23 protein-coding genes and 1 tRNA gene are annotated in these 23,692 nt (G+C 66.1%); 15 read left to right on the forward strand and 9 right to left on the reverse strand.

Annotation, left to right across the window (positions count from 1 at the left end):
* Positions 1–220: 220 nt before the first annotated feature.
* Positions 221–1,261, reverse strand: coding sequence for a phosphogluconate dehydrogenase (NAD(+)-dependent, decarboxylating) (gene gnd, locus ACR9ZJ_RS12900; protein WP_481287989.1), 1,041 nt, complete (start codon positions 1,259–1,261; stop codon positions 221–223).
* A 267-nt stretch (positions 1,262–1,528) separates the two neighbouring features.
* On the opposite strand from gnd, the gene ACR9ZJ_RS12905 reads away from it, so the two are divergent.
* A complete protein-coding gene (locus ACR9ZJ_RS12905; protein ID WP_481279992.1) occupies positions 1,529–3,460 on the forward strand; it encodes a M1 family metallopeptidase in 1,932 nt (643 codons plus the stop codon).
* 13 nt (positions 3,461–3,473) lie between these two features.
* A complete protein-coding gene (locus ACR9ZJ_RS12910; protein WP_481287976.1) occupies positions 3,474–4,130 on the forward strand; it encodes a Pr6Pr family membrane protein in 657 nt (218 codons plus the stop codon).
* A gap of 12 nt (positions 4,131–4,142) precedes the next feature.
* Here the strand turns inward: ACR9ZJ_RS12910 and ACR9ZJ_RS12915 are convergent, their stop codons facing one another.
* Positions 4,143–5,021 (reverse strand): LysR family transcriptional regulator, encoded by an 879-nt coding sequence (locus ACR9ZJ_RS12915; protein WP_481287977.1) that lies wholly within the window; start codon positions 5,019–5,021, stop codon positions 4,143–4,145.
* Between the two features lie 171 nt (positions 5,022–5,192).
* On the opposite strand from ACR9ZJ_RS12915, the gene ACR9ZJ_RS12920 reads away from it, so the two are divergent.
* Both ACR9ZJ_RS12920 and ACR9ZJ_RS12925 read left to right on the forward strand, forming a co-directional pair.
* On the forward strand, positions 5,193–5,846 hold the full coding sequence (locus tag ACR9ZJ_RS12920) for a hydrolase (protein WP_481287978.1): 654 nt from the start codon (positions 5,193–5,195) through the stop codon (positions 5,844–5,846).
* A gap of 61 nt (positions 5,847–5,907) precedes the next feature.
* Positions 5,908–7,740, forward strand: coding sequence for an ABC transporter ATP-binding protein (locus ACR9ZJ_RS12925; protein ID WP_481282681.1), 1,833 nt, complete (start codon positions 5,908–5,910; stop codon positions 7,738–7,740).
* A 144-nt stretch (positions 7,741–7,884) separates the two neighbouring features.
* On the opposite strand, the gene ACR9ZJ_RS12930 is transcribed toward ACR9ZJ_RS12925, so the two are convergent.
* Positions 7,885–8,763 (reverse strand): LysR substrate-binding domain-containing protein, encoded by an 879-nt coding sequence (locus ACR9ZJ_RS12930; protein WP_481279996.1) that lies wholly within the window; start codon positions 8,761–8,763, stop codon positions 7,885–7,887.
* Between the two features lie 98 nt (positions 8,764–8,861).
* Here ACR9ZJ_RS12930 and ACR9ZJ_RS12935 point away from each other — a divergent pair, with 98 nt between their 5' ends.
* Together ACR9ZJ_RS12935 and ACR9ZJ_RS12940 are read left to right on the forward strand one after the other, a co-directional pair.
* Positions 8,862–9,761, forward strand: a complete 900-nt coding sequence (locus ACR9ZJ_RS12935) for a DMT family transporter (RefSeq protein ID WP_481279997.1) — start codon at positions 8,862–8,864, stop codon at positions 9,759–9,761.
* 78 nt (positions 9,762–9,839) lie between these two features.
* Complete coding sequence (locus tag ACR9ZJ_RS12940) at positions 9,840–11,474, forward strand: serine hydrolase (RefSeq protein WP_481287979.1); 1,635 nt, start codon at positions 9,840–9,842, stop codon at positions 11,472–11,474.
* A gap of 6 nt (positions 11,475–11,480) precedes the next feature.
* Here the strand turns inward: ACR9ZJ_RS12940 and ACR9ZJ_RS12945 are convergent, their stop codons facing one another.
* Complete coding sequence (locus ACR9ZJ_RS12945) at positions 11,481–13,895, reverse strand: DUF3772 domain-containing protein (RefSeq protein ID WP_481287980.1); 2,415 nt, start codon at positions 13,893–13,895, stop codon at positions 11,481–11,483.
* A 160-nt stretch (positions 13,896–14,055) separates the two neighbouring features.
* Here ACR9ZJ_RS12945 and tpiA point away from each other — a divergent pair, with 160 nt between their 5' ends.
* From tpiA to ACR9ZJ_RS12960, 3 genes are all read left to right on the forward strand, one after another.
* Complete coding sequence (tpiA, locus tag ACR9ZJ_RS12950) at positions 14,056–14,805, forward strand: triose-phosphate isomerase (RefSeq protein WP_481287981.1); 750 nt, start codon at positions 14,056–14,058, stop codon at positions 14,803–14,805.
* A gap of 25 nt (positions 14,806–14,830) precedes the next feature.
* Positions 14,831–15,292, forward strand: a complete 462-nt coding sequence (gene secG / locus ACR9ZJ_RS12955) for a preprotein translocase subunit SecG (protein WP_481287982.1) — start codon at positions 14,831–14,833, stop codon at positions 15,290–15,292.
* A gap of 34 nt (positions 15,293–15,326) precedes the next feature.
* Positions 15,327–15,411: transfer RNA gene (locus ACR9ZJ_RS12960), tRNA-Leu, on the forward strand.
* Between the two features lie 174 nt (positions 15,412–15,585).
* Here the strand turns inward: ACR9ZJ_RS12960 and ACR9ZJ_RS12965 are convergent.
* Positions 15,586–15,879 (reverse strand): Rossmann-fold NAD(P)-binding domain-containing protein, encoded by a 294-nt coding sequence (locus ACR9ZJ_RS12965; RefSeq protein WP_481287983.1) that lies wholly within the window; start codon positions 15,877–15,879, stop codon positions 15,586–15,588.
* 91 nt (positions 15,880–15,970) lie between these two features.
* Here ACR9ZJ_RS12965 and ACR9ZJ_RS12970 point away from each other — a divergent pair, with 91 nt between their 5' ends.
* A complete protein-coding gene (locus ACR9ZJ_RS12970) occupies positions 15,971–16,603 on the forward strand; it encodes a cation efflux transmembrane domain-containing protein (RefSeq protein WP_481287984.1) in 633 nt (210 codons plus the stop codon).
* Between the two features lie 14 nt (positions 16,604–16,617).
* On the opposite strand, the gene ACR9ZJ_RS12975 is transcribed toward ACR9ZJ_RS12970, so the two are convergent.
* Complete coding sequence (locus tag ACR9ZJ_RS12975) at positions 16,618–16,968, reverse strand: UBP-type zinc finger domain-containing protein (RefSeq protein ID WP_481287985.1); 351 nt, start codon at positions 16,966–16,968, stop codon at positions 16,618–16,620.
* A gap of 81 nt (positions 16,969–17,049) precedes the next feature.
* Complete coding sequence (locus ACR9ZJ_RS12980; RefSeq protein ID WP_481280013.1) at positions 17,050–17,325, reverse strand: hypothetical protein; 276 nt, start codon at positions 17,323–17,325, stop codon at positions 17,050–17,052.
* Positions 17,326–17,477: 152 nt separating this feature from the next.
* Between ACR9ZJ_RS12980 and ACR9ZJ_RS12985 the strand changes: the two genes are divergently transcribed.
* The 4 genes from ACR9ZJ_RS12985 (at position 17,478) to ACR9ZJ_RS13000 (ending at position 20,663) form a co-directional block, all read left to right on the forward strand.
* Entirely contained in the window at positions 17,478–17,837 is a 360-nt protein-coding gene (locus ACR9ZJ_RS12985; RefSeq protein WP_481280014.1) for a DUF1304 domain-containing protein, read from the forward strand.
* Positions 17,838–17,918: 81 nt separating this feature from the next.
* Positions 17,919–19,631: a patatin-like phospholipase family protein gene (locus ACR9ZJ_RS12990; protein ID WP_481287986.1), complete on the forward strand. Its 1,713-nt coding sequence runs from the start codon at positions 17,919–17,921 to the stop codon at positions 19,629–19,631.
* A 164-nt stretch (positions 19,632–19,795) separates the two neighbouring features.
* Positions 19,796–20,167 (forward strand): response regulator, encoded by a 372-nt coding sequence (locus tag ACR9ZJ_RS12995; protein ID WP_481280016.1) that lies wholly within the window; start codon positions 19,796–19,798, stop codon positions 20,165–20,167.
* Between the two features lie 82 nt (positions 20,168–20,249).
* Complete coding sequence (locus ACR9ZJ_RS13000) at positions 20,250–20,663, forward strand: PAS domain S-box protein (RefSeq protein WP_481280017.1); 414 nt, start codon at positions 20,250–20,252, stop codon at positions 20,661–20,663.
* Positions 20,664–20,667: 4 nt separating this feature from the next.
* On the opposite strand, the gene ACR9ZJ_RS13005 is transcribed toward ACR9ZJ_RS13000, so the two are convergent.
* Complete coding sequence (locus tag ACR9ZJ_RS13005) at positions 20,668–21,363, reverse strand: HAD family hydrolase (RefSeq protein ID WP_481280018.1); 696 nt, start codon at positions 21,361–21,363, stop codon at positions 20,668–20,670.
* Positions 21,364–21,523: 160 nt separating this feature from the next.
* Between ACR9ZJ_RS13005 and ACR9ZJ_RS13010 the strand changes: the two genes are divergently transcribed.
* A complete protein-coding gene (locus ACR9ZJ_RS13010) occupies positions 21,524–22,546 on the forward strand; it encodes an Lnb N-terminal periplasmic domain-containing protein (RefSeq protein ID WP_481287987.1) in 1,023 nt (340 codons plus the stop codon).
* Here ACR9ZJ_RS13010 and ACR9ZJ_RS13015 read toward each other — a convergent pair.
* The coding region (locus ACR9ZJ_RS13015; protein ID WP_481287988.1) for a TraB/GumN family protein at positions 22,513–23,692 on the reverse strand (1,180 nt) is incomplete at its 5' end. The genes ACR9ZJ_RS13010 and ACR9ZJ_RS13015 overlap by 34 nt on opposite strands.

Raw genomic sequence — 23,692 nt, forward strand, 5'->3', positions numbered from 1 at the left:
ACCTGGTGGGTTAGGAATAGACCTGGTGGGAGCCGACCTTGTCGGCGATCCCGCGGCAGCGGGCCAGGGTGAGGCAAGCACCCGTCGCCGCTAAAGCGGCTCCCACAAAGAAGGAGCTCCCACAAACAAGGAGCTCCCACAAAGAAGGAGCTCCCACAAACAAGGAGCTCCCACAAACAAGGAGCTCCCACCAGGATCATTCACTCATGCGATCGCCCGCTCAGGAGTGTTCGCCTTCCTTCGGCGGCTTGCCGCGACCTTCGATATGGCCACCGAAGCCCATGCGCATCGCCGACAGCAGGCGCTCCGCATAGGTGTGGTCCTGCCGCGAGCGGAAGCGGGCGAACAGCGCGGAGGTGAGCACCTCGGCGGGGACGGCTTCCTCGATGGCGGCGTTGATCGTCCAGCGGCCTTCACCGGAGTCGTCGACGTAGCCGGAGTAGTTGTCCAGCTCCGGACCCTTGGCCAGGGCGCTGGCGGTGAGGTCGAGCAGCCAGGAGGACACCACGCTGCCACGGCGCCAGACTTCGGCGATGTCGGCCATGTCGAGCGAGTAGCGCTCGCGCTCGGGCAGGTATTCGGCCTTGCGGTTCTTCAGGATGTCGAAGCCTTCCGCGAACGATTGCATCATGCCGTACTCGATGCCGTTGTGGATCATCTTGACGAAGTGGCCCGCACCCGCCGGGCCGGCATGCATGTAGCCGTTCTCGACGCGGGGATCGCGGCCTTCGCGGCCTTCGGTACGCGGGATGTCGCCGGCGCCCGGTGCGAGGGTCTTGAAGATGGGGTCGAGGTAGTCGACGGTCTGCTTGTCGCCGCCGATCATCATGCAGTAGCCACGCTCAAGGCCCCACACGCCGCCGGAGGTGCCGACGTCGACATAATGCTGGCCCTTGGCGGCCAGGGTCTCGGCGCGGCGGGCGTCGTCCTTGTAGAAGGTGTTGCCACCGTCGATGACGATGTCGTCCTTGCCCATCAGGTCGCTGATCTTGGCGATGGTGGTCTCGGTGATCTCACCCGCGGGCAGCATGACCCACACGACGCGGGGCGAGGGCAACGCCTTTACAAGGGCTTCCAACGACTCGACGGCTTCACCGCCGTCCTTCGCGAGCGCCGCGCGGGCGTCGGGATTGTTGTCGTACACCACGGTCTGGTGACCGTCCCTCATCAGGCGGCGGGCGATATTGCCGCCCATGCGGCCCAGTCCGATCAAACCGATTTTCATGCGTGGGGTCCTCGATGTATGGAACGTGGGGAATATGCGGATGTCCACGCGGGATGCAAGGTATACCTAGGGATGTAAGCGGGCGGAAGGGTCCGGATGTGTGCGTTTCCTGGCCCGCTGGCACGGCCCGCGTGGAGGTCCAGCCAAGGATGGCTCCGCCAATAGTGCGTTTTGACGCCGCGTAAGTCGACCGCTTTCGTCATGCGGTGGCCGCGTCCGTCCTTCGCCGGCCTGACTTTCGGCAGGGTAGAGCCGGGCTTCGTTTGCCGGTTACGCTCAGGGGTCGTCCCTTGGGTGTCCCCGATGAAAAACGTTGCCCGCCTGTCGCTTGCCGCCGTCGCCCTCGCGGGGGCGCTGGGCGCCACGGCCGCCACCTTCGATCCGCGCGAGACCTTCGCTCCGTTCACTTATCCGCAACCCGTGAATGCATACCGTTCGGGTAGCGGCGTGCCCGGCCCCCTGTTCTGGCAGAACCGTGCGGACTACGATCTCGCCGCCACGCTCGACCCGGTCAAGAACACCATGACGGGCAAGGCGACCATCCATTACACGAACAACAGCCCGGACGCGCTGGACGTGCTGTGGCTGCAACTGGACGAAAATCGCTTCACGGCCGATGCCCGCGGCAATTTCACCTCGGGCAAGGCGGAGAAGCGCCATACCGACGGCTATCGCATCGCCTCGGTGACGGTGGAGCAGGGTGGCCGGGAGGTCGCCGTGAACCACGTCGTCAGCGATACGCGCATGCAGGTGAGGCTGCCGGTGGCCGTGCCGGCGCATGGTGGCAAGGTCTCGTTGACGATCGCATATTCCTACGACCTTCCTGGCGACTTCGGCGGCCGCACGGGCTTCGCGCCGTCGAAGAACGGCAACATCTACGAGATGGCGCAGTGGTATCCGCGCATGTGCGTCTACGACGACCTGCGCGGCTGGGACACGGCGCCCTACCTCAACAGCGAGTTCTACCTGGAGTACGGCGATTTCAACTACGCCGTCACCGTGCCTTCGGACATGATCGTCGCCGGATCGGGCGAACTGGTGAACGCTGAGGATGTGCTCACCGCCACGCAGCGCGAGCGCCTGGCCAAGGCGCGCGAAAGCGACAAGACGGTAATGATCCGGACGCCCGCCGACGTGACCGACCCCGCCAGCCGGCCGAAGAAGGGCGGCACGCTCACCTGGAAGTTCCGCATGCGGAACACCCGCGACGTGGCCTTCGGCGCGTCGACCGCTTATGTATGGGATGCGGCACGGATCAACCTGCCGGAAGGCAAGAAAGCGCTGGCCATGTCGGTCTACCCGGTGGAAAGCGTCGGTGACGCGAGTTGGGGGCGTTCCACCGAATACCTGAAGGCGTCCGTGGAGCATTTCTCCAGCAAGTGGTACCCGTATCCGTATCCGGTGGCGATCAACGAAGCGGGTTCGGCGGCGAGCGGCATGGAGTATCCGGGCATCGTCTTCGACCCGATGAAGGCGCCGGCCAAGGCGCTGCACATGGTCACCGCGCACGAGATCGGCCATACCTGGTTTCCGATGATCGTCGGCAGCGACGAGCGTCGCAACGCGTGGATGGACGAAGGGTTCAACACGTTCATCGACGTGTATGAAGCCGACGCCTTCAACCATGGGGAATTCGCGCCCAAGCGCGATGGCGAGTACGCCCCGAAGGGCGGCAATCCCGTCGACGAGATCCTGCCCCTGCTGGCCGACGCGGACGCGCCGCCGCTGCTGATGGGCGCCGACATGGTCAAGGAGAAGTACCGCCACCCGGCGACCTACTTCAAGGCGGCGCTCGGCCTCGTCCTGCTGCGCGAACAGATCGTGGGTCCGGAACGCTTCGATCCGGCCTTCCGCAAGTACATCGCCACCTGGGCGTACAAGCATCCCTCGCCCTCGGATTTCTTCCGCCTGATGGAGAGCGAGACGGGCGAGGACCTGGGCTGGTTCTGGCGCGGCTGGTTCGAAAACAACTGGCAGCTGGACATGGCCGTCACCAAGATCGACGGGTCGAACGTCACCGTGGAAAATCGCGACCAGCTCGTCATGCCGGCAACGCTTCGCGTCACCTTCGACGACAAGACGACACGCGATATCCGCGTGCCCGTGGAGACCTGGCAGCAGCACAAGAGCTTCGAGGTGAGCGTGCCTGGCGGGGGCAAGGTGGTGCGCGCCCAGATCGATCCGGATCACGCGATCCCCGATCGCGACCGTTCGAACGATACCTGGCCACGTTGACGGAGGCGCGCCGGTGTCCCCACGCGTCACGGCGTTCTCCAATCTCTTCGCCATCGTTGTCGCCGCGGTGGCGTGGCCGGCGCTCGTCTTGCAGTACTGGCTGATGATGTGGTCCGGCTTCGAGGGACTGGCGCTGCTGCGCTTCTTCAGCTTCTTCACCATCCTTTCCAACGTGCTGGTGGGATTGGTGGCCGCGTCTGCGGCGATGGGAGGCAATTGGGGGCCTCTGGCGTTCTGGCGCCGTCCACGGGTTCGCGGGCTTGCCGCGGTGTCGATCATGGTCACCTGCCTGGTCTATGCGACCGTGCTGCAGTCGACATGGGAGCCGCTGGGCCCGCAACTCGTGGCGGACAGGGCATTGCACTACGTGGTGCCGGTGCTGTACCTCGTGTGGTGGATCGCGTTGCTCCCGCACGGGACGCTGGTGTGGCGTGACGCCCTGCGCTGGCTGTGGTTCCCGCTGTCGTTCGCCCTGTGGACCTTCGTCCGCGGCGCGATCGTCCACGAATACCCGTATCCCTTCCTGGACGTGGACCGCCTCGGCTACGCGATGGCGCTGGTGAACGTCTTGCTGGTCGGTGCCGTCTTCCTTGTATTGGGCACGGCCTTCGTCGCGCTCGATCGCGCCCTCCCCGGGAGCCGCTTCAGCGGCGACGGACGGCTGCCTTGACCGTATGCGGGTTCACCTGAAACGGGCTTGTTCGAAACACTCGATCAACAACTCGGTGAGCACCCGTACCTTCCTTGCGGGGTGCTGACTTGGCGGGCGAACGACATAAATACCTGCCGGAGGTGGTGGATAACGTGTCATGACCGGTACGAGGGCGCCCGAGGCCACATGCTCATGGGTGAGGCCATCGGGAAGCCAGGCGATGCCGAGTCCCGCGATGGTGGCGGCAATGAGCGCCGGACCGTTGTCGGCCTTGAAGCGCCCCCGTGGCTGGACCGTGACGACCTCGTCGCCATCCATGAATTGCCAGGCTTCCGTTCCCTGCATGAGGGCTTCATGGTCGGCGAGTTCCGCCGGGGTCTCCGGCGAGCCGTGCGCTTTGACATAGTCCGGGCTAGCGACGAGCTTTCCATAAAGCGGCCCGACGCATCTTGCGATCAAGCTGGAGTCCTCGAGGTAGCCGACCCGGATCGCGCAATCAAATCCCTCCGCGACGATATCGACGAAGTGATCGCTATAGGAGGTATGGATGTGGAGCTTCGGATGGCGTCGTGCCATTGTCGCGAGCACGGAAGCGAAGTGGGTCGGGCCGAAAGAAAGCGGCGCGGCGATGCGCAAGCGGCCGCGAAGATCCCCTTCGGGAAACATCGTTTCCCTGGCCAGGTCGATCTCGGCGCAGGCCCTGGCTGCATGGTCTCGAAACGTGACCCCGGCTTCGGTGAGGGCGGCGCCGCGGGTGGTTCGCGCAAGCAACTGGACGCCGAGTTCGGCTTCAAGACGGCCGAGCCGCCGACTGACGATCGACTTGGAGACGCCAAGCCGGCGCGCGGCGGGTGAGACGCCCCCGGCGTCGGCGACTTCCACGAATGTGCGCAGCTCTTCGATGTCCAACGTGACCTTCCCGATGTCGCGACACAGCGTGACATAAAGATATCCAATTCGGCGTTCCCCATCTTGCGACACAGCTTGACGCAGGATGGCGCTACCGCATCCCCCATGGGGGTGGCAAGGTTTGCCCCGTGCACACCCACCTCACCCGTAACGGTAGCAAAGGATGTATCCATGACGTTTCGTAACGGCCTCGCTTCGCTTCTTCGTCCCGAAGATTCGGTACTCGTTCTGATCGATCACCAGCCCTATCAATTGGCGAACCTGAACAGCCATGATCCGCATGCCGTGGTCAACAACTCGACCGCGTTGGCGAAGGTCGCCAAGGCCTTCGGCGTTCCCACCATCCTGACGAGTGTGATCGCGGAGCGGGGTGGTCTCATCTTTCCGCACATCACCGATGTGTTCCCTGGCCAGGAAGTGATCGACCGGACGTTCATCAACACCTGGGAAGACCGGAAGGTGGTGGATGCGGTCAAGGCGACGGGTCGCAAGCAACTGATCATCGCCGGCCTCTGGACCGAGGTTTGCGTCGCGATGCCGGTGATCCAGGCGCTTGGCGAGGGCTGGGACGTGACGGTCATCGCCGATGCGTCCGGAGGCACCTCGGTCGAAGCGCACGAGGTCGCCATCCAGCGCATGATCGCGGCCGGCGCGAACATGATGACCTGGCTGGCGCTGGCGTCCGAATGGCAGCGTGACTGGGCCCGGACCGAGCATGCCGCCGAGTTGACCGAGGTACTCAAGCAGCATGTCGCCGGTAGCGGCATCGCCTACCTCTGGGAGCAGCAGTTGCTCAACACGCCGGTGCCGCGCGCCGCGGGCTGATCCGGGCGGCTCCATTCCCCCTGCACATGCCGTGCGCGTCGACTCGGACTACAATCGGCGGATGATCTTCCGCTGGTTCGAATCCCTCATCGACATCTTCCGCGAGGCGCCCGACCGCGCCCCGCCCAAGGGCGTCGTGCGCTTCTACGCCTATTACCTGCGTCAGGTGTGGAAGGTATTCGCCGCCGCCCTGGTCGTGGGGTTGGCGGTGGCCTTGATCGAGGTGGCGCTGTTCGACTTCCTCGGCCGGGTGGTCGACATGGCGCAGAAGACACCCGCGGCGGTGTTCTTCCAGACCCACTGGCGCACGCTGGCCTGGATGGGGTTCGTCGTGGTGATCTTGCGGCCGCTGACGATGGGCCTGCACGACCTCCTGGTGAACCAGACGCTCAGTCCCGGCATGACCAATATGGTCCGCTGGCAACACCACCGCTACGTGCTCAAGCAAAGCCTGTCGTTCTTCCAGAACGATTTCGCCGGCCGCATCGCCAACCGCATCATGCAGACGGCGCCGGCACTGCGCGAGTCCGCGGTGCAGGTGGTCGACGCCTTGTGGTACGTGAGCGTCTATGCGGGCACCTCGATCTATCTGTTCGCCAAGGCCGACGTCTGGCTGGCCCTGCCGCTGGTGCTGTGGATCGCGGGATACATCGGCATGCTGGTGTTCTTCGTCCCCAGGGTGAAGGAACGCTCGTGGAAAGCTTCCGAAGCGCGTTCCAAGCTGATGGGCCGCATCGTCGACGGCTACAGCAACGTGATGACGTTGAAGCTCTTCGCGCACACGCATCGTGAAGAAGCGTATGCGAAGGAAGCGATGCAGGAGCAGACCGACAAGGTGCGTTCCTCCAGTCGCATGATCACGTCGATGGATGTCTCCATCACCTCGCTCAACGGGCTGCTCATCGCGGGCACGAGCCTGCTGGCGCTGTGGCTCTGGTCGCGCGGCACCGTCTCCACGGGGCAGGTGGCCCTCGCCGTGGGCCTGGTGATCCGCATCAACAACATGTCCGGCTGGATCATGTGGGTGGTCAACGGCATCTTCGACAACGTGGGCACGGTGCAGGACGGCATCACCACCCTGGCCCAGGAGCGCACCGTGGTGGACCGCGACGACGCGCTTCCCCTTCGCGTGACGAAGGGGGAGGTCCGTTTCGACAACATCCACTTCCACTACGGCAAGGCCGGCGGCATCATCGGTGGCCTGGACCTTATCGTCCGTCCCGGCGAGAAGATCGGCCTGGTCGGTCCTTCCGGTGCGGGCAAGTCCACCCTGGTCAACGTGTTGCTGCGCCTGTACGACCTCGAGGACGGCCACATCTTCATCGATGGCCAGGACATCGCCAGGGTCACGCAGGAGTCGCTGCGTTCCAGCATCGGCGTGGTCACGCAGGACACGTCGCTGTTGCACCGGTCCATCCGCGATAACCTGCTGTATGGACGGCCGGATGCCAGCGACGCCGAGATGGCCGAGGCGGTGCGCCAGGCGCGCGCCGACGAATTCATCCCGGGCCTGTCCGATGGCGAGGGGCGCACCGGCTACGACGCCCATGCGGGCGAGCGGGGCGTCAAGTTGTCCGGCGGCCAGCGCCAGCGGATCGCGATCGCGCGCGTGTTGTTGAAGGACGCGCCGATCCTCGTGCTCGACGAAGCCACCTCGGCACTGGATTCCGAGGCCGAGGCGGCCATCCAGGAAAGCCTGGAGACCTTGATGCGCGGCAAGACGGTGATCGCCATCGCGCATCGTCTCTCGACCATCGCGAAGATGGACCGGCTGGTGGTGATGGAGCATGGCGCGATCGTGGAGACCGGCACGCATGCGGAGTTGATCGCGCGCGGCGGCTTGTATGCGCGGTTGTGGGCCCACCAGACCGGCGGTTTCGTCGGCGTCGAGTAGGTATCGGCTGCCGCTGTCGCCGCTGAAGCGGCTCCCACATTGCCTCGTCTCATTCGTCAGGAAGGTTTCAGACCTTCGGAAGCCCTTTTGTGGGAGCCGCTTCAGCGGCGATAGCGTGGGAGCCGACCCTGTCGGCGATGCTCTTCAGCCCCGCGGTTCCTGCGCCTCCCGCTCGATCCAGCCGATGAACGCCAGCGCCGCCGCCGACGGCGGGCGGTGCGCGGAATGGACCAGGTAGTACGCATATCGTGTCGGCAATTCCGGCCCCGGCAGGCGAACCAGCCGGCCGTGGGCAAGATGCGCGGCGGCGAGCCGCGTGCGCGCGAGCACCGCGCCCAGCCCCGCCGCCGCGGCGTTCAAGCCGTCGGCCGAATCGCTGATCGTATGCATCGTGCCGCCACGTGGATAGCGGACACCGGCGGCGCGGAACCACTCGCGCCAGCCCTCGGGCGCGATATCGGTGAGAAGGGGCAGGTCGGCGACATCCTCGGCGGACCGCACCCGCGATGCCAGTTCCGGCGACGCCAGGGGTTGCAACGAGTCGTCCATGAGGAAGCGCGAGGTCAGGCCGGGCCATTGGCCGAGGCCATAGCGGAGCCCGAGGTCCGGGCCGCCCTCGTCGAAGCGCACGAGGGAGCGATCGGTATCGATCGACAACCGCACCGTGGGATGCGCATCGACGAACCGGCGCAGGCGGGGCGTGAGCCAGTTGGCCGCCAGCGAGGGCAAGACGCTCAGGCGCAGCCCGTTGTCGCGACGATGCTGACGCAGGCTGTCGAGCACCGACTCGACCTCGGCCAGGGCCGAGCCCGCGGCGTCGGCCAGCAAGCGTCCTTCAGGAGTCAGGGCCACCCCACGCGCATGGCGCTGGAACAGGCTCACTCCGAGCGCTGTCTCCAGCTTGCGCACGTGATGGCTCACCGCGCTGGCGGTGAGGTGCAGTTCCTCGGCCGCATGGGCGAAGTTCTGGTGCCGGGCGGCGGAGGCGAAGGCGGCGAGGGCGGGGAGCAGGGCGGAACGCATGGTAGGGATGAATCAAATGAGAGGCTGGCTTGCAAAGGATGCGCTTGTGCGGCCTCCGGTTCCAGCGACAATAAGACTCAGCCACAAGCGAGGTTCGTATGTCCGCCGCCGATAGCCCCATCGAATCCATCGTTTCCGCTGCCGAGAGGGACTGGCGCACGCCGGTGGAGCTTGTCGCCCTCGGCGCCATCTGGGGTGGTTCGTTCCTCTTCATGCGAGTGGCGGCCAAGGATTTCGGGCCGTTTCCCATGGTGGCCACGCGCTTGCTGTTCGGCTCGGTGATCCTGTTGCCCTTGCTGTTGCGCGCCCGCAAGACGATCCGTGCCGCCCACCTGTGGAAGATGCTGGTGTTGGGCGCGCTCAGCGCGGCCATCCCCTTCACCTTGTTCGCGTGGGGTGCCGAGCGGGCACCGGCAGGCATCGGCGCCATCGCCAACAGCATGACGGTCCTGTTCGCCGCCCTGGTGGCCTTTATCGGTTTTGGTGAAAAGATCGGCACGCGCAAGGCGATCGCGCTCGTGGCGGGCTTCGTCGGTGTCGTGGTGTTGGCCAGTGGCCGCACCGCGGGGGAAAACGTCGCGCCCGCGGCGCTCGCCGGTGCCGCCGCGTCGTTCTGTTATGGCCTGGCGGCCAACCTCATCAAGAAGTACCTGTCGGATATCGCGCCCACCGCCGTGGCGGCGGGTTGCCTGCTGGGCGCGACCATCCTGATGGCTCCGCTGGCCCTGCTTACATGGCCTGACGCGCCCATTCCGACGAACTCGTGGCTCTCGGTCATCGCGCTGGGCGTGGTCTGCACGGGACTCGCCTATGCCTTCTACTTCCGCCTCATCCAACGTATCGGCGCACCCCGTGCCGCCACGTCGACCTACCTGGTGCCCTTGTTCGGCGTGGGCTGGGCGTGGATGTTCCTCGGTGAAGCGCTCACGCCGACCATGGCGCTGGCGGGCGCGATCATCCTTGGCAGCGTGATCCTGAGCCAGAAGCGATCGGCGTGAGTCGGCGATCGGCGAGCCCTTCCGCCGGGGCTCGCGACGTGGAATAGTCCCGGCACCTCATCCGCCACCGGACATGACATGCCGCGTCTTCGCCACCTCCTCGCCTTCGGCGTCACCAGTTTCGTCTTCGCCCTGGCCGCGCACGCGCAAGACGCGGCGACGACACCCAGCGCCGGTAGCGCTGACGCGCGTCCGGCGGCCCTGGCCGACTTCGATGCTTACGTGGACGCCACGCGCAAGCAGTTCGACGTGCCGGGTATCGCGGTGGCGATCGTCAAGGACGGCAGGGTGGTGCTGGAGATGGGCTCGGGCGTGCGCAAGCTCGGCGAACCGGCCAGGGTGGACGCGCATACGCAGTTCGCGATCGCCTCCAATACCAAGGCGTTCACCGCCGCCTCGCTGGCGATCCTCGCCGACGAGCACAAGCTCGACATGAGCGACCGCGTGATCGATCGCCTGCCGTGGTTCCAGATGTCCGATCCGTACGTGACGCGCGAAATGCGCGTGCGCGACCTGCTCGCCCATCGCAGCGGACTCAGCCTGGGCGCGGGCGACCTGCTGTACTGGCCGGCCACCTCGTATTCCACGAAGGAAGTCGTGCAGCGGTTGCGCTACGTGCCGCTGGCCAACAGTTTCCGTGCCGGCTACGCCTACGACAACATCCTCTTCGCCGTGGCGGGGCTGGTGATCGAGCAGGTGTCGGGCAAGCCATGGGCCGACTTCGTGCGCGAGCGCATCTTCGTGCCGCTCGGCATGACCGAATCGCAGTCGCACGCACCCGACAGCATCGGCCCGAACGACGACATCGCCACGGGCCACGCGAAGTTCGACTTCAAGGACCTGAAGCCGGTGGCGGCGATGTCCTGGAGCAACAACCCCACGGCGGGCGGCATCTACACCAGCGTGCACGACCTGTCCAAGTGGATGAACATGCAGCTGGCCGGCGGCAAGTACACCGATGCCTCCGGCAAGGAGCAACGCCTCTTCAGCGAGAAGCGCCAGGCCGAGATGTGGTCGTTGATCACTCCCATCGCCATCTCCGAACCCAATGTTCCCGAGCTCAAGGCGGCGAAGCCCAACTTCTACGGTTACGGCGAAGGCTGGTTCGTCTCCGACTACCGCGGGCACAAGCTCGTCTGGCATACCGGCGGCTGGCCCGGCATGGTGTCGCGCCTGACCCTCGTGCCCGACCTCAAGCTCGGCATCGTCGTGCTGACCAATCAGGAAAGCGGCGCCGCGTTCCAGGCGGTGACGATGCGCGCGCTCGATGCATACATGGACGCGCCGAAGACGGATTGGATCGCGGCATACGCGGCCAGCGTCAAGAAGATGGAAGGCGACGCCGACGACAGCATGAAGAAGCACGAAGCGGCGCGTGCGAAAGGCTCGAAGCCCTCGTTGCCGCTGGAGGGCTATGCCGGCACCTACCGCGATCCCTGGTATGGCGATGTCACCGTGGCGAAGCAGAGTGGCAAGCTGGTGATGACCTTCACCAAGACGGCGCAACTCACCGGCACGCTGGAGCCGTGGCAGCACGATACCTTCATCGCCCGCTGGAATGACCGATCGCTCAACGGCGACGCCTTCGTGAACTTCGCGCTCGATCCGGACGGCAAGGTGCGCGAGGTGCGGATGGAGCCGGTGTCGCCCCTCACCGACTTCAGCTTCGATTTCCAGGACCTGCGCCTGGCCCCCGTCGAGGCTTCGAAGTAAGGTCGGTCAGGCCGCCGGGTCGGGGTCGGTCGATGCCTTCGGCGCGCCCTCTCCGGTGGGGCCGAGCAAGTCGCCCATGTTGCCGCCCGAGCGCAGCACGAGATCTTGTGGCCGCAGCAGGGGGATCTCGGCGCCGCGCAGCCGCGCGATGACATCGAACAGGAGGTCGCTCTTCACGGCGCCCACATCGCGTGGGCTTCCCACGTAGCACGTGGCGACGAACGTCATCGCCGTACGGTCGATGTTGTCGAGCGTGACGGAGGCCGCGGGCGTCTCCTGTACCGACGCGTGCGCATGCATGGCCTCCAGCATGTGCTCGCGTACGTCCACCGGATCGCTGTCGAGCGGCATGGGCAGCTTGATCAGCACGCGGCCTTGCGGGTTGGCCATCGTCATGTTGCGCACGGGCTTGGTGATGAACGACGAGTTCGGCACGATGATGGTCGAGCGGTCGGCCACCTGGATCTCGGTGGCGCGCACGTTGATGCGGCGGATATCGCCTTCCGCATCGTCCAGTACCACCCAGTCGCCGACCTTCACCGGCCGCTCCGCGAGCAGGATCAGGCCGGAGATGAAGTTCTGCACGATCGCCTGCAGGCCGAAACCGATGCCCACCGAGAGCGCGGAAGCCACCCAGGTCACGTTCTGCACGGAGAGGCCCATCGCCAGCAGGGCGATCGCCACCACGATGACGATGCCGACGTAGCCGAGGAGGGTGGTGAGCGAACTGCGCATGCCCGGGTCGAGGTTCGTCCTGGGCAGGTATTGTTCGGACATCCAGTTCTTCACCACTCGCACGGCCAGTAGGCCGAGGAAGAACAGTGCGATCGAGGTGATGATCTGGCTGGGCTTCAGTTCGACGTCGTAGATCTTCAGTGACTGCAGCTTGCTGCCGAGCGTGAGGAGGTCGGTCGCGCCGGTGCCGAAACCGGACATCACGGCGGTGATGCCGAACAGGAAAAGGCCCAGGCGGACCACACCCGAAAGCAGCACGCCGGCCTGGTCGAGCAGCCTGGGGTGGGTGCCGAAGATCGCCTGCGCGCGGGCGCTCATCGGACCCTTTTCGGAAAGCAGCGTTTCGAACAGGTCGTCGACCAGGCGCATGGCGAGATACGTCGCGGCGATCACGATCGCCGTCCAGACCACCTGGCCGGCCATGAAGGAGGCGAACGAGATGAAGCCGGTCAGCAAGGCGATCCACGACGCGACGATGGCGATCCATGCCGCCGCGATGAGCACGCTGGCCCAGATGGGCCGGGGCGCGGGCGGCGTGCCGTCTTCGTCGTGATGGTGCGTGCGTCCCAGCCGCAGCAGCGCCAGCGCGCTGAGCGCGGTGAAGACGATCGCCTGCAGGCTGCTGGTGAGCACCGTGGCGGCGAGGCTGGTACCGATCGTGTGGTTCAACTGTTTGAGGAAGTAGAACAGCACGACCGCCAGCGAGATCAGCATCGGGAAGCGGCGCAGGTCGATGGCGGTCTGGTCGGGAATGGCCGGCAGGCGCCACGACGGCCGCTTCGCCGAGATCAGCGACCTGCCGAGGCCGGCGATGAAGGCGCCGAAGAAGACGAGTTGCACGATCGTGCGCGCGATCTCGTCGGTCTCCTGGCTGAAGGTGTCGTTCCAGTTCAGGCCCAGGTAAAGCAGTTGCGTGCCCAGGCCGGTGGTGAGCGTGGAGGTGAGGGCGATGCCGAGGATCAGCGCCGAGCGTCGCAGCCTTCCGGGCGGCATGCGGTTGGCGGTCAGGTGGCGCACCCGGTGTTCGATGTAGAAGCGGACACCGGTCATGAGCAGCAGGCCGAGCAGCGCGCAGGTGATCAGGGCCGTGCGGTTGCCGACGTTCCAGCTGGCGGCGACGTCGGTCTTCACCGCGCCGGCGAAGTCGCGCAGGTTGGCGGCGTCGCGAGGAAAGGCCGCCGCCGGCTCCGACCAGAACGGCCGCGACAACGGCGAGTTCGTGCGTTGCGAGATGAGTTCCTGGAAGCGGATGCGGCGGAGGTCGGAAAGCTGGTTCGCCGTCTGCTGGGCTTCGAGCGCGATGCCGTCAGCCTGTTTGACCTGCGCATCCACGGTGTCGAACGCCTTCTGCGCGTCCTTCCTCGTGGCGGCGAGTTCCGGGTCCTCCTTGGTGCCGGCGGCTGGCGGCGGCCCCAACTGGTCGAGTCGGGCCTTCGCCGCGTCCCGGCTCTGCTGCAGGGACGCGGATAGTTTCTGCGCGTCGCCCGCGACGTCGCCGGACTTGCCGCGCAGGTCGTCGATGATCGAATCGGTGATCTTGTCGTCCTTCATCCCCTTCTCGATCTGGTCGAGGCGGCCGCGCAGGTCGTCGATCTGCTGCGAGGGACCGGGATCGTCCGTCTGCGCGAACGCGCCGCCGGAGCCGGCGAGGAGGAGGGCGATGAAGAGGATTCTCAGGATATGCATGAAGGGATCATCGGAGCCGCTGTCGACCAGGTCAAATGCCCGATGCATGCGTTACCCTCGGTGAACGGCGCGTGCGGCGCCTTCCATGCGGCAATGCAGCTTTGCCGCTGAAGGTGGCGCCGTTATCCTGCCGCCCCTTTCTCCACGCCTGGAATGTCCCATGCGCAAGAAGCTGGTCGCCGGTAACTGGAAGATGCATGGCTCCCGCGCCATGGCCGACGCCCTGGTCAGGGAGATCGTCGAGAACCGGCCGGACGGCGTGGATGTCGTCGTCTTCCCGCCCGATGTGTATCTGGACGGCCTGACGCGCGAGTACGGCGACCGTGGCCTGGGCTTCGGTGCGCAGGACCTTTCGGAGCACCACGTGCAGGGCGCCTATACCGGCGAGATAGCGGGCGACATGTTGCGCGACGTGGGTGCCCGGTGGGTACTGGTGGGCCATTCCGAGCGGCGCCAGTACCAGCTCGAAAGCGACACGTTGCTGGCGAAGAAGTTCGAGGCGGCATGCAAGGCCGGGCTCACGCCGATCCTCTGCGTGGGGGAAACCCGTGAGGAGCACGAGGAGGGCAGGGCCGAGGAGGTGATCGGCCGCCAGCTGGCCGCGGTGCTGGAGCACAACGGCGTCGGTGCGTTCCGCGAGGCGGTGATCGCCTACGAACCGGTCTGGGCCATCGGTACGGGGCTGACGGCGACCCCGGCGAAGGTGCAAAAAATTCATGCCTTCATCCGTAGCCAACTGGCAAAAAAGGATGCTAATATCTCGCTCCTGACCCGGGTGCTTTACGGCGGAAGCGTCAAGCCGGCCAATGCGGCCGAACTTTTCGCCCAACCGGACGTGGACGGGGGACTCATCGGTGGCGCCGCCCTGGTGGCTCCCGATTTCCTGGATATATGCGCCGCGGCGCGATAATCGCGACACGGCAAACCAAGAAGACATGTTCATTCTCTTCAGCGTTTTCTATATCCTGATCGCCGCGGCGATGATCGTGCTGATTCTCATGCAGCGCGGTGCTGGCGCGGAGGCAGGTTCCGGCTTCGGTGGCGGTGCTTCCGCCACGGTGTTCGGTGCGCGTGGCTCGTCGAGCTTCATGACCCGCGCCACGGCCGTCCTCGCAGCCCTGTTTTTCTTGCTCAGCCTCGGCATGGGCATCTACCTCGGTCGCTCGGGCAATCCCCAGCCGGCCGCGGATCTTGGCGTGATGTCCGGCGTTACCACGCCGGCCGCTCCCGCCAATAACGCTCCGGTGACCCCGGCCGCGTCGGACGTGCCCCGCGCACCCGCCGCCGCCAACGGTGACACCCCGGCCGCCACGGCGCCGGCTCCGGCAGCGAACAACGATGTTCCGGCCCCGACGCAGGAAGCCACCAAGGCTCCCGCCGAACCGGCCAAGAAGTAAGGCAGCGACACACGCGACACGCTGTAAAAGTTATGCCCAGGTGGCGGAATTGGTAGACGCACTACCTTGAGGTGGTAGCGGCTTAGGCTGTGGGGGTTCGAGTCCCCCCTTGGGCACCAACAACGGTTTCAGGGAGTCTCGGCTGATCTCGGAACCACAAAAAACCCCGCTTGATCGCGGGGTTTTTTGTGTCTGCGTTTCAGGTCATCCCGTCCGGGCTTCAAAATCCGTGTTGCTAGCTATGGTGCCGCCGACGTGTATGGGTGGGACGGTCCGATGACGGGTCGGCGTCGCTACCAGGGTACGGTCCGGCCCAGATAATCCACATAGTGGAGCCCACCGCGTCCCTCATGGGCCTCCATCGCATCGAGCAGGTTCGGAATGCTTTCCTCGATGCTCAAGCGCGCATCGGGACCGCCCATGTCCGTTCGCACCCATCCCGGCGCCATGAGGAGCAAGGTGCGTGGATCGCCGGCGTGCCGCGCGGCGAAGCTGCGCATGAACATGTTGAGTGCGGCCTTGCTGCCGCGATAGACCTCGTGGTTGCCGTTGGTGTTGTTGGTCAGACTGCCCTGGCCGGACGACATGAATACGGCATCGACGGCGCATACGGCCGGTTGACTTCCCGCCAGCTAAGGCTTGTAGTCTAGGCATTCCCTCCCCACTGACGGCACGCGCATGCCTTGCTGCGATTGCGAATCCACCGGCGAATCGCTGGCTCGTTCCAGGGCGCAGCGACGCGTGTTGTGGGCGGTGCTCTGCATCAACGTCGTGATCTTCGCTGGCGAGTTCGGTGCGGGTGTATGGGCGGATTCGACGGCGCTCCAGGGTGATTCCCTGGACAGCCTGGGCGATGCCCTGGTTTACGCGGTCAGCCTCGTCGTCGTGGGGCGCTCGTTGCGTTCGCGAGCGGGTGCGGCGCTGATGAAGGGCTTCGTGCAATTACTGTTCGCGGGGTTGGTGCTGGCCGAGGTCATCCACAAGATAATGGTCGGACCGGCACCTCTGCCGGAAGTGATGGCGGTGGCGGCGAGCCTGGCACTCCTGGGTAACGGCGCATGCCTCGCACTGCTGACGAGGTTTCGTTCCCACGACATCAACATGCGCTCGGTCTGGTTGTGCTCGCGCAACGATGTGATCGGCAATGCCGGCGTACTGGTCACCACGGGCCTCATCGCCTGGACACATTGGCCATGGCTGGACCTGCTGTTCGGCGGTGCCCTCGCACTTCTGTTCGCGCGCACCGGCATCCATGTCGTATCCGCCGCGTGGCAGGATTTTCGCTCGCCACGGCCGATCGCGCACGTCTGACGGTTGGTTCCTCGTCAGACGAGCAGGCGCTGCCAGCGTGCAGGCACGCGTCCCTCGGGGCCGGGCACCGGCTGGTCGACCGGGTGGCTATGCGGCGGTGCCAGTACCGGGCCTTCGAACATGTCGTCGTTACGGTAGTCGTAGAACCAATCCTCGCCCGGCTCGAAGCTCTGGATGATCGGGTGGCCCGTTTCCTGGGCATGCTTGCTGGCGTGCTTGTTGAGCGAGTCGTCGCAGCAACCGATGTGTCCGCATTGGGCGCAGCGGCGCAGGTGGAACCACCAGCTGCCGGCCTGTTCGCATTCGACGCAGCCGGTACCGCTGGGCCGCGCCTTCGGGTCGATTCCGTCACTTTCTGTCGTCATGGGGCATGCTCCGCGGATTTCGCGTCGATCCTACCCCGGCGACGAGGTCGCCCGCTTGTCCCCGCATGCCGTCACGAATGTTCAGAAGAGTTGGCCGGCCCTGCGCATCGCCGTGTGCTGCATACGATCCACCGAACTGGCCAGGGAACGAAGGGCGATCCGCAGTTCCACCGCGTTCGGACAGCCGCAGGCCAGCAGGGATTCGATGCGCTCGGCCGCGTTGGCCACGCTCAGGTGCTCGTGCTGCAAGGCATGGCGGGCCACGTGGTTGGCGCGGAACTGGGCTTCGTCGTAATCGTGGTGCAGCAGGGCCTGGAGCAGCCCGAGGGCCTCCAGAGATATCTCCTGGGCTGCCATGACGTAACGCATCCGGCGATTAAGGACGAATCCCGTGTCCGGCCGCAATCCGCCATCTGGCCTACTCAAGGAATACGCGAAACGTCCGAGGGAGCGCGACAGCCGCATTAACGGCTATCCTGCGCGGCATACCTATCGACGCAGGACAGCGCATGACCCTCGCCGCCACCGTGCTCACCGTGCTGGTGCTCCTGATCCACGTGTACATCGTGATCCTGGAAATGGTCCTGTGGCGCAGTCGCGGGCCGAAGGTCTTCGGGATCACCGAGCAGTTCGCCCGTGACAGCGCCGCGCTGGCCTCCAACCAGGGCCTGTACAACGGGTTCCTGGTGGTGGCGCTGCTGCTGGGCCTGAGCCTGCGCGAACCCTTCGCCACGGCCTTCCTGTTCTACGGCCTGGGTTGCGTGGTGGTGGCCGGCGTGTGGGGCGGGCTGACCGCCAGCCGGCGCATCCTCTACGTGCAGGCCTTGCCCGCCGCCCTCGCGCTGGCAGCGCAATGGCTCGCCCGCTGATACGCGGAAACGTGGCGACGATCGGGGTTTGAGCGAGGGCGTTCGCGGATAATCCCGCAGGACCCATCGACGGGAGCGGGCATGCCCGACACCGATCTTCCCCTCGCGCACCCGGACATCACGCCACCGCCGCGCGAGCGCACGTTCGAACTCGGCCTCGCCCTTGCCGGGGCGGTCTCCGGTGGGGCCTACGCCGCCGGGGTGCTCGACTTCCTGTATGAGGCGCTGGACCGCTGGTACGCGGCGAAGGATGCCGGCTTACCCGTGCCGGACCACGACGTGTTGTTGCGCGTGGTTTCCGGGGCATCGGCGGGCAGCATCAACGGCGTGATCTCGGCGGTGGCGCTGCCCTACGCTTTTCCTCATGTGCATGCCTCGGAAGGCGAGGCGGCGGTGGCCAATCCCTTCTACGACGCCTGGGTGAAGCGGGTGGACATCCGCCACTTCCTCGGCACGAACGATCTCGCGGACAAGGACCAGCCGATCGCCTCGCTGCTGGATACGCGCTGCCTGGACGAGATCGCCGCGAACGCGCTGCGCTTCCAGGGTGAGCCGCGGGCGCGACGGTACATCGCGAATCCGCTGAAGTTCGTCTTCACGGTCACCAACCTGCGTGGAGTGCCTTATGCGGTGCCTTTCGCCGGCAATGGCGCGCAGGCGGGCCACGGCATGGTGGCGCATGAGGACTATCTCCGTTTTTCCGTCGACACGGGCCAGGGCATCTACGACCGGGCCTGGCAGTACCCCGACGACCTCTACGTGACGCATCCCAAGCATCTTCCCGACCGGGGCTGGAACGCCTTGATGACCGCCGCGCTCGCATCCGCGGCATTTCCCGGCGGCTTGCGCCACCGCGAGGTGGAGCGGCGCTGGAGCGACTACCTTCAACGCAGCGTCGTGATTCCCGACGAGCGGGGGATGTCGCGCGTGGTGGCCATCCAGCCGAAGCGGGACGTGCTCGACCGAGGCTCCGCCACCTACCGCTTCGTGGGTGTCGATGGCGGCGCGATGGACAACGAGCCGTTCGAACTGGCCAGGACCGAGCTGGCGGGCATGCTCGGCCGCAATCCGCGCAGGGGCGACCAGGTGAACCGCATCGTGCTGATGGTGGACCCGTTCCCCGAACCGGACGACCTCGGCCCCGAATACGCGGCACCGCTCAACGTCGTCGGTGCGCTCGCCGCCCTCTTCGCATCCTGGAAGCAGCAGGCCCGGTTCAAGCCCCGGGAGATCGCCCTCGCGATGGACGACGCCGTGTATAGCCGCTTCCTCATCGCGCCTACCCGTTCGTCGGCGGACGGCTCCGTGCGCTGGCTGGGTGGGCGCGCCGTGGCGGCGGGAGCGCTGGGAGGCTTCTCCGGGTTCTTCGCCGAGGCCTATCGCCGCCACGACTTCCTGCTGGGCCGGCGCAATGCGCAACGTTTCCTCGCCGAGCATTTCCTGGTTCCCGCCGGGAATCCCATCGTCGCCTCCTGGACCGCCGATCCCGCCATGGCCGGTTACCTGCGGACGCGCGACGGCGTTCTCCATGCGCCGGTCATTCCGCTGGTCGCGGAGTGCGATCCGGCCCGGCGCGAGGATTACCTGCCGGACTGGCCCAAGGGCGCGTTCGATCCCGCGACCCTCATGCCGGCGATAGGAAAGCGCATGGATGCGCTCTATGCCGTCGCCACCGACAAGTGGAAGGACAAGCTGCTGACCTGGCTGGCATGGCATACCTATGCCCGCCGGAAGCTGCTTGCCCTGGCTTCGCGCCGGCTCGTGGATGCCTTGCGCAAGCACGACCTATGGTGAGGAAAAACCTGCCGAAACCGTGCGCTTAAATCGTGACAAAAATGCATGCCCCCCATCCGTGAAGACGCATGTCGTATTTCGATGAAAAATCTGTCAAGCGATATATAGCGGCGGCGTTCATTCGGTAGTAGGTTGGAGTCGGGCAACTCTTACGCGGGTAACGTATGAGCATCACCGCCTCGCCTCGCGTCATCGTGTTCGAGGATCATTCCGGACTTGCTTCGGCGCTTACCGACCTGCTCGAGGAGCGGCTTGGCTACGACGTGGCCGCTTGCGCGGGTTGCATCGAGGAAGCGATCCGCGTCGCCCATGTCGAGCGTTGCGATGTCGCGGTCGTCGATCTCGATCTGCAGGGCGTGATGGCCTATCCGGCGCTCGACGAACTCCAGCGCCGCGGTATTCCCTATGTGCTCGCCACCGGCGCCATGCCGATCGACATCCCCGGCCGTTACCGTGCGCCCTTGGTGCATAAGCCCTACAGCGCGCATCAGCTCGAACAGGCCATCCGCGAGGCGAGCGGGCAACCCGCCTGTTGACGCCCGGATCGTTCAATCCAGCGACGGCTCGTCGAACATGCCGCGTTCGCCGTGGCTAACGCGCAGGGTAGCGGGGGAGGAGATGTCGCGAATCAGTTTCGACGAGCCGTGGACGTTCGGCGGCCATCCGTGGAGGAGCCTGAAGGATACGGCTTTCGGCGTCATCGTCGCCGATGGGACGGGCGAGATCGTCCACGTGAACGAACGTGCGGCCGAACTGCATGGATGGGTGCGCCTGGCGGTCGGTCCGGACGATTACAGCCGGATGTACAGCCTGTTCACCGAAGAGGGCAGGCCGTACCCCTCAGCCGATCTTCCCTTGACCCGCGCCGTGCGCCAGGGCGAGACCACGCGGCACGCGCGTTGGGTCGTGCGCCGGCCGGACGGATCGCGGCAGACCTTGCAGGGTTCGGCCTATCCGGTATGCGACGCCCGGGGAAAGCAGGTGGCTTCGGTGCTGGTCCACGATGCGATCGAGCGCCCCGGCGCCGCTTGAGGCGCTAGTGCGCCCGTGCCTCGCTGGTGGAGCCCCACGCGCCACGCAACCAGGCGTTCACCTCGTCCAGGCCATCCACGACACCGGCGCACAACCGCCTCAGCTCGGCGGAGGGCTGTTGCAGGTCGGGCACCATGATCGTCGGCAGGCCCGCGGCCACTGCGGAGCGTACCCCTGCCTGGGAATCCTCCAGGGCGAGGCAGCTGCCGGTGGGCTTGTTGAGGATGCGCGCGGCCCGCAGGTACGGGTCCGGATACGGCTTGCAGCGTTCACAGTCGCCCGACGCCACGAGCGCATCGAAGCGGTCGCGCAGGCCGAAGGCTTCGAGGTGGTGGATCGCGGTGGCGTGCGAGGACGAGGTGGCGATCGCACGTGGCAGGCCGAGTTCGTCGAGGGTGTCGAGCAGCGCGATCACGCCCGGCTTCAAGCGAAGGTCGGTATCGAGCATCGCGTGGTAACGCTCGGAGGTGCCGGTCCAGACGGTATCCAGGTCGGTATCGTCGCCCACGTGCTCGTGCAGGAGCATGCGTGCGGCGTGCCCGTGCAATCCGACCATGCGTTGGCAAAGCGACAGCGGCATGTGGATGCCCGCCTCGGCGGCGGCGGCCAGCAGGGCGTCGCGGTACAGCGCCTCGGTATCGAAGAGGACGCCGTCGAGGTCGAACACGATCGCCTGTGGTGTCGCGGGAAAACGGACCATGCCACCTCCCGAACCGCCTTTCCGGGCGGAGTGCCCGGTTCACCCCGAAAATAGCGCGGTTTGTCGCACGGTGCCATAGCTCGGCGGCCAACGGGCGGTGCAAGTGTTTGCGTTCGCGTTCGGCACACGCCACGCTTCGGCGATGAAGAAAGATCGGCGCATGCTTGTCCACGGTGCCGTGGGCGTCCTGGCCGCCGTCGCGTTGTTCCTCTCGGGTGCCTGGGGAGCCTTCGCGCTGGCCTTCCGTTTCCCGGGCATCCGCGCGGTGCGCCTGGTGGCCGCCTCCATATGGGCCCTCGGCTGCCTGGCGCTCTGGGCCGCCTGGTTCGGTTGGCGCGCCTGGTGGGCGCTCCCCGGACTGTTGGCCTCCTTCGCCACGCTGCTCGCCTGGTGGGCGACCATTCGGCCGCGCAACGACCGCGTCTGGGCGGACGATGTCGCGTGCCTCCTGCATGGCGAGGTCGACGGCCCGCGTGTCGTGCTGCACAACGTGCGCGACTTCGAGTGGCGCAGCGACGACGACTACGACGTGCGCTGGGACACCCGGGAATATCGCCTGGACCGCCTCGCCGGCGTGGACGCGATCCTTTCCTACTGGTCCGGCGAGGCCATTGCCCACGCGATGCTCTCGTTCGGTTTCGACGACGGCCGCCACGTCGTGTTTTCCGTCGAGATACGGCGCAAGCGCGGCGAGGCTTTCTCCGAGATCGGTGGCTTCTTCAGGCAGTTCGAATTGATCCTGATCGCCGCCGACGAACGCGACATCGTCCGGGTCCGCAGCAACGTGCGTGGCGAGGACGACTATCTCTTTCCGTTGCGGATGCCGCGCGAGGCCATGCGCTCACTGTTTCTTTCCTACGTGGACGCCGCCAACGAACTGGCCAGGACGCCGCGCTTCTACAACACGGTGACATCCAATTGCACCACGATCGTCTATCGCATGGCGAAACGTATCGATGGCGCCTTGCCGTTCGACCTGCGCCTGCTGCTGACCGGCTACCTGCCCGAATACCTTGCCGACAACGGGACACTCGACGCCCGCTTCGGCGTGGACGAATGGCGTCGGCTGGGAAGGATTACGGAGCGGGCGAGGGCGACCCGGCCGCAGGACGATTTCTCGGCGGCGATCCGCGTCGGCATCCCGCCGGCTTATTCGCCACCGTCGGGGGACTCCACGGCGTAGCCTCGTTCCTTCAGGGCCTCGAGGTAGCCGTGCGCGCCGAACAAGTCGTCGATGGACACGATCGCCACCGACTGCGTGTTGGCCGCGACCGCCGCGTCGACCGCGGCGAGCCAGCGCGCCCTCATGGCCTCGGGCACGTCGGCTAGGCCGATGCGTTGCGCCACGCCACCTTCGGTGACGGCATTGAGGCACGCGAGGCGTTGTTTCGCCCGCCGGTCATCGCGCAGCGCGGCGATATCGCCGGTGGCCCAGGCATTCGCGCGCGTGGCCATGTCGGCGAGTTGCGCATCGATGTTGTCGATGCTCTGGGTGAAGCAGGAGACATCATCCAGCGTGGAGCGCTTGAACGCCTTGATCGCCGCGCGTGGATCGTCCACCAGCAAGGTGTACGTCACTTCGACCTGCGCGACGCCGTGCTTCTTCGCGAGCGCCGCGACCGTGCGGGTGATATCTCCCGATCGTGCGAGGCCGCTCTTCTTCACCGCGTCCTTGTAGAGTTCGATGGCGGCGAAGATCGGGCGGTAGCGTTCCACGCCGCGGTCGCTGCCGATATAGCGTGCCTTCACCGCCAGCCAGCGCGCGTAGACATCGGCGGGCACGCTGTCTTTCAGCGTCGCTCCGTCCGGCGCGTTGCGCACGCCTATGAGCGACGGGAGCAGAGCGAGGCGGCCGAAAAAGCCGGTGTTCGGCTTGATTTCCACGTGAGGCGGCATGAGCAGCGCGCCCGCATGCGCGAGCGCCTCGTCGATCTCGTCGGTCTTCCAGGTCATCTTCCGCGGCAGCGGCGTGAGGGTACCCAGGATCAGCAGCGTGTGCCCGTCTCGCGTGGCGCGCCAAAGGCCGGGACCGGGCTGCTCGCCACTGACCGTCACGGCTTCGAGCGTCGGCACGGAGGCATCGGGCGGAGGCGTCTGCGCCAGGGCCGAGGTCGCCAGCCACACGGAGCAGAGCAGGGCGGGGAACGCGAGGAGGCGAACAGGGAAATGGCGCATCGGCGAAATTCTAGTTTCTTCACGGAAGAGCGGGAAGCAGGCATAAAAATCCTCCACACCCGACGAGAAGTCCTCCGCGCCCCGGTGAGAGAAGTCCTCCGCACCCTGGTGGGAGCCGACCCTGTCGGCGATCCCGCGGCAGCGGGCCCGGTTG

The sequence above is a fragment of the Luteibacter sp. KNZ12-1A genome (assembly GCF_056755675.1).

Coding starts and splice junctions, on each gene's coding strand:
- ACR9ZJ_RS12990 (WP_481287986.1), top strand. CDS start 17,919: ATGCCCGACACCGATCTTCCCCTCGCGCACCCGGACATCACGCCACCG.
- ACR9ZJ_RS12970 (WP_481287984.1), top strand. CDS start 15,971: ATGCCTTGCTGCGATTGCGAATCCACCGGCGAATCGCTGGCTCGTTCC.
- ACR9ZJ_RS13000 (WP_481280017.1), top strand. CDS start 20,250: ATGTCGCGAATCAGTTTCGACGAGCCGTGGACGTTCGGCGGCCATCCG.
- ACR9ZJ_RS12975 (WP_481287985.1), bottom strand. CDS start 16,968: ATGACGACAGAAAGTGACGGAATCGACCCGAAGGCGCGGCCCAGCGGT.
- tpiA (WP_481287981.1), top strand. CDS start 14,056: ATGCGCAAGAAGCTGGTCGCCGGTAACTGGAAGATGCATGGCTCCCGC.
- ACR9ZJ_RS12935 (WP_481279997.1), top strand. CDS start 8,862: ATGTCCGCCGCCGATAGCCCCATCGAATCCATCGTTTCCGCTGCCGAG.
- ACR9ZJ_RS12920 (WP_481287978.1), top strand. CDS start 5,193: ATGACGTTTCGTAACGGCCTCGCTTCGCTTCTTCGTCCCGAAGATTCG.
- ACR9ZJ_RS12995 (WP_481280016.1), top strand. CDS start 19,796: ATGAGCATCACCGCCTCGCCTCGCGTCATCGTGTTCGAGGATCATTCC.
- ACR9ZJ_RS12965 (WP_481287983.1), bottom strand. CDS start 15,879: ATGTCGTCCGGCCAGGGCAGTCTGACCAACAACACCAACGGCAACCAC.
- ACR9ZJ_RS12925 (WP_481282681.1), top strand. CDS start 5,908: ATGATCTTCCGCTGGTTCGAATCCCTCATCGACATCTTCCGCGAGGCG.
- ACR9ZJ_RS12980 (WP_481280013.1), bottom strand. CDS start 17,325: ATGGCAGCCCAGGAGATATCTCTGGAGGCCCTCGGGCTGCTCCAGGCC.
- ACR9ZJ_RS12945 (WP_481287980.1), bottom strand. CDS start 13,895: ATGCATATCCTGAGAATCCTCTTCATCGCCCTCCTCCTCGCCGGCTCC.
- ACR9ZJ_RS12905 (WP_481279992.1), top strand. CDS start 1,529: ATGAAAAACGTTGCCCGCCTGTCGCTTGCCGCCGTCGCCCTCGCGGGG.
- ACR9ZJ_RS13005 (WP_481280018.1), bottom strand. CDS start 21,363: ATGGTCCGTTTTCCCGCGACACCACAGGCGATCGTGTTCGACCTCGAC.
- secG (WP_481287982.1), top strand. CDS start 14,831: ATGTTCATTCTCTTCAGCGTTTTCTATATCCTGATCGCCGCGGCGATG.
- ACR9ZJ_RS12985 (WP_481280014.1), top strand. CDS start 17,478: ATGACCCTCGCCGCCACCGTGCTCACCGTGCTGGTGCTCCTGATCCAC.
- ACR9ZJ_RS12930 (WP_481279996.1), bottom strand. CDS start 8,763: ATGCGTTCCGCCCTGCTCCCCGCCCTCGCCGCCTTCGCCTCCGCCGCC.
- ACR9ZJ_RS13010 (WP_481287987.1), top strand. CDS start 21,524: ATGCTTGTCCACGGTGCCGTGGGCGTCCTGGCCGCCGTCGCGTTGTTC.
- ACR9ZJ_RS12940 (WP_481287979.1), top strand. CDS start 9,840: ATGCCGCGTCTTCGCCACCTCCTCGCCTTCGGCGTCACCAGTTTCGTC.